Annotated in this window: 5 protein-coding genes; 3 read left to right on the forward strand and 2 right to left on the reverse strand. The window is 50.6% G+C overall.

The window, feature by feature from the left end; genetic code table 11:
• Positions 1–2036, forward strand: a 2036-nt coding sequence (locus ACPUC7_RS24255; RefSeq protein WP_494924841.1) for a VENN motif pre-toxin domain-containing protein, incomplete at its 5' end; no start/stop codon positions are given.
• On the forward strand, positions 2036–2464 hold the full coding sequence (locus ACPUC7_RS24260) for a DUF6392 family protein (protein WP_494924842.1): 429 nt from the start codon (positions 2036–2038) through the stop codon (positions 2462–2464). The genes ACPUC7_RS24255 and ACPUC7_RS24260, both read left to right, overlap by 1 nt.
• A gap of 38 nt (positions 2465–2502) precedes the next feature.
• On the opposite strand, the gene ACPUC7_RS24265 is transcribed toward ACPUC7_RS24260, so the two are convergent.
• Together ACPUC7_RS24265 and ACPUC7_RS24270 are read right to left on the reverse strand one after the other, a co-directional pair.
• Entirely contained in the window at positions 2503–2712 is a 210-nt protein-coding gene (locus ACPUC7_RS24265; RefSeq protein WP_494924843.1) for a SymE family type I addiction module toxin, read from the reverse strand.
• An 87-nt stretch (positions 2713–2799) separates the two neighbouring features.
• Positions 2800–3123 (reverse strand): helix-turn-helix domain-containing protein, encoded by a 324-nt coding sequence (locus ACPUC7_RS24270; RefSeq protein WP_494924844.1) that lies wholly within the window; start codon positions 3121–3123, stop codon positions 2800–2802.
• Positions 3124–3457: 334 nt separating this feature from the next.
• Here ACPUC7_RS24270 and ACPUC7_RS24275 point away from each other — a divergent pair.
• On the forward strand, positions 3458–3868 hold a 411-nt coding region (locus ACPUC7_RS24275), incomplete at its 3' end, for a hemagglutinin repeat-containing protein (RefSeq protein ID WP_494924845.1).

Genomic DNA, 3868 nt, shown 5'->3' on the forward strand with positions numbered 1-3868 from the left:
TGGCGCTGGACGTGGGCCGTAACCTGACGATGCGCAGCGAGCAGGACACCGACAACTACGACTCGAAGCAGCAGAACGCCAGCGCGGGCGGCAGCATCAGCATGGGCGGCGGCAGCGGTTCAGTTAACCTGAGCCGCGACAAAATGCACAGCACGTGGAGCTCGGTGCAGGAGCAGACCGGCATCTTCGCCGGCAGCGGCGGCTTTGACGTGAAGGTTGGCGGGCACACGCAGCTGGACGGCGCGGTCATCGGCTCGACGGCAACGGCGGATAATAACCGGCTCGATACCGGTACGCTGGGCTGGAGCAGCATCCACAACCAGGCAGAGTACGAGGTTGAGCACCAGAGCGTGGGGATAAGTTCTGGAGGAAACATCGGCCAGCAGTTCCTCGGAAACGCCGCAGATATGCTGCTTACGGGACTTAGCGGCAGTGGCAGTGATAGTTCCACCACCAAAGCGGCGGTGAGCGCGGGCACTATCATCATCCGCGACAAAGAGAATCAGCAGCAGAACGTGGATGAGCTGAGCCGCGACGCTGAACACGCCAATCAGACGCTGGGCAAAATCTTCGACAAGGAGAAAGAGCAGCAGCGGCTGGCGGAAGCGCAGAAGATTGCGGAAATTGGCATGCAAGCCGAAAACATCATACGAACGCAGGGCGATATCGATGGTTTAAAGGCGGCAAAAGATAAATACGGCCCGCTTAAAGAAAACGCTACAGATAAGGAGCGCACCGCATATCTGGCGATGCTGCGCGGCTCGGATGAGTATCAGGCCGAGATGAAGAAATACGGTACGGGCAGTGCGTTGCAGCAGGGTATTCAGGCAGCAACGGCCGCGATGCAGGGGATTGCGGGTGGAAATATGGCGCAGGCGCTCGCGGGTGCATCAGCACCGTATCTGGCGGAAGTCATCCACAAAATGACCACGGACGCATCCACTGGCAAGGTAAACACCGAAGCAAACCTGATGGCGCATGCGGTGCTTGGCGCGGTGGTAGCGCAACTGAATGGCAACAGTGCATTAGCGGGTGCAGCAGGCGCGAGCATGGGGGAATTTATCGCGCAGCAGCTTTATCCGGGTGTTGCACGAGGCGACCTCACGGAAGATGAAAAACAGAAAATTTCCGCACTGGCAACGCTGGCGGCAGGGCTGGCCGGCGGCGTAGTCGGTGACAGCAAAGCGGATGCTACGGCAGGCGCTCAGGCCGGGAAGAATGCGGCGGAGAATAATGCGCTGAGTGACATTATCGAGAACAAAGCCTCAGGCATGTCACAACAGGAAAAATATCAGAAAGCGCAGGATGCGCTGGTGAAAGTAACCGAGGAATTTAAGGCACAAAACTGTGCCGGACTGAGCGCTGAAGCCTGTGGCGCGAAAATGGATACTCACCGAAATGAGCTTTTGGCTGGTTTTGCAGAAGCAGGTAGCGACTTTATCCCTGTGTACGGTGATATCAAAAGCTTTGCAGAAGCGGACAGTGCGTTGGGTTATCTGGCGGCGGTTATCGGGGTTATGCCGGGACTTGGCGATACAGTAGGAAACGCGCTAAAGGGTGCTGAAAAAGCGTTGAAAGCTGGTGATCTTGAAACTGCGTCTAAGTTGATAAACCAAGCCAGTAATGAAATTCAACCAGTAAAAGCCCTTGATGTTGGTTCCTATAAAGATCTCAAAGCGCGAGAAGTAGTTGGTGATGGGCTGGAACATGATCATATTCCATCATTTGCTGCTCTTCGTAAGGCAAAGGAAACTGAGCTGGGTAGAAAATTGAGTCCAGCAGAAGAAAAAGCTTTATACCAGAATGCTACGGCAGTTGAAGTTCCTAAAGATGTACATGCAGCAGGGCCGACATATGGTGGTAAGAATAACGCCACTCAGGTTCAAAATGATGCAATGGATCTTTGTGGGGCTGTGTGCCGCGATACTGATTCTCTGAGAAAGAATATGTTAGAGCGAGGATATGACCCTAAACTGGTCGATGATGCTATAAAACAGATTCAGGATAGAAACCAGCAAATGGGAGTGATTAAATAATGTTGCCATGGGATTACTTTATTGAGATTTTAGGGTGTTCAAAATTTGATATTAAGTTTGTTGAATTGTCCCAGAAACTCAATGAGTTACCAAGTTTCGATACGGGTGTGTTGGATGACAGGAGTTATTATTCTTTTTTCCAAGCAGGTGTTTTGTTGTTGTTAGAAAATGAAACCGTAGTTCAAATTAGTTTTTACATACAGCCAAATGAAGGGTTTTCAGCTTATAAAGAGGCTTTACCATTTAAAGGACTAGAGTCTGAAATTATCCAATTACTTGGCGATCCCTCTGCAAGTGGCGGGGGAAAAATGGATATGCTTCTGGGCTACATAAACCGTTGGATCAAATATGAAAAAGAAGGTTATGCCTTACATCTGCAATTTGATCAAAATGGGAAGTTAAGTATAGTCAGTCTGATTTGCTTATAATGATATATCCCGGGCAGGTTGCCGGGATTTTATCATTATCATGCAGCCGACAGCCGGATAATCATCTGCCCTTGTTGAGCGATCACCTCGATCTTCTGCCCGGTATCAAATCCCAGCGCTGCCATCCAGTGGCCGCGGATGGTGATTGATGGCGAAGGCTTATGCTTCAGATGATCACGGATATAACCCACGGTATAGCTTCGGGCTTTAGTTGAAACCTGTTCTGACTTATGATGTTGAACAGCCATGATTAACTACCTCATATAGTTGGTTATGGTTAGCGGCCTTGTTGTGTTGCAATCACGCAAGGCCGCGTTGTAACAGGCTTAGCATAGTTATCGTCGGGCCTGATTTTTCAAAATCAGCGCATCAAGAACCGACGTCACTGATTTCAATTCTTCTTCATCCATTTTTTTTAAGGCTTCAAACCTTAACTTTAAGTCTTCCTGAGGTCCTCTTTCGCTATCTTCAAAAATCATCCAGTCGGCGGAGACATTAAAAGCGATTGCTACGCGTTTGAGTATTTCCAGAGAAGGGTGCGCCTCGCCGGATTCATAGCGCCGAACCTGTGTCAGATGTATTCCTACCTTATTAGCCATCTGAGATTGACTTAATCCGCGCTCTTTACGGAGTGAGAAAAAACGAATCGAAAAGCTCATTGAAAATAACCTTAAATAAGTGGTTTCTCACTTATTTAATACGCCTTAAGTGGAATAATAAATAAGTTCTATATAGAGCTGATAATAATGTTGAACCAGAGCGGCTACTAATAATTAATGACAACTTTACGAGGCGCATCCCAAATAATATTTGGATAGTTAAAAGTGCAGGCAAAGACCTAAACCTGAGCGGCAGCGAGGTGAATATTCTTACGGCGGAGAACCAGAGCACCCAGAAACACACGGTAGAGCAGAAGCAGAACGGGTTGGCACTGGGCGGCGTCCAGCGTATCAGGCGAACTCGCTGGCGGAGGCGGGCGGCAGCGAAGACAGCGTGATAGGCGTGAACCTGTCGTACGGCAGTCAGTCGTCGAAATCCGAGCAGACGCTGACGCAGAGCCAGCATCAGGGCAGCCAGCTGACGGCGGGCAACAATCTGACCATCAACGCCAGCAAAACCGACGTCAACATTCAGGGCGCGCACTTACAGGCGGGCAAAGACGTGAATCTGAGCGCGGCGCGCGACGTGAATCTGAGTTCGTCGCAGGACAGCCAGCGTCTCGACGGCAAAAACGAAAGCCAGGGCGGCTCAATCGGCGTCGGCATCAACTTCGGCCAGGGCGTGAACGGGCTGTCGCTGAATGCCAGCGTTAACAAAGGCAAGGGCAGCGAGAACGGCAGCGGCACCACGCACAACGAAACCACGGTTAACGCCGGGAACAAGGTAAACATCAGCAGCGGGCGC

Source organism: Pantoea sp. CFCC18179 (assembly GCF_059412405.1).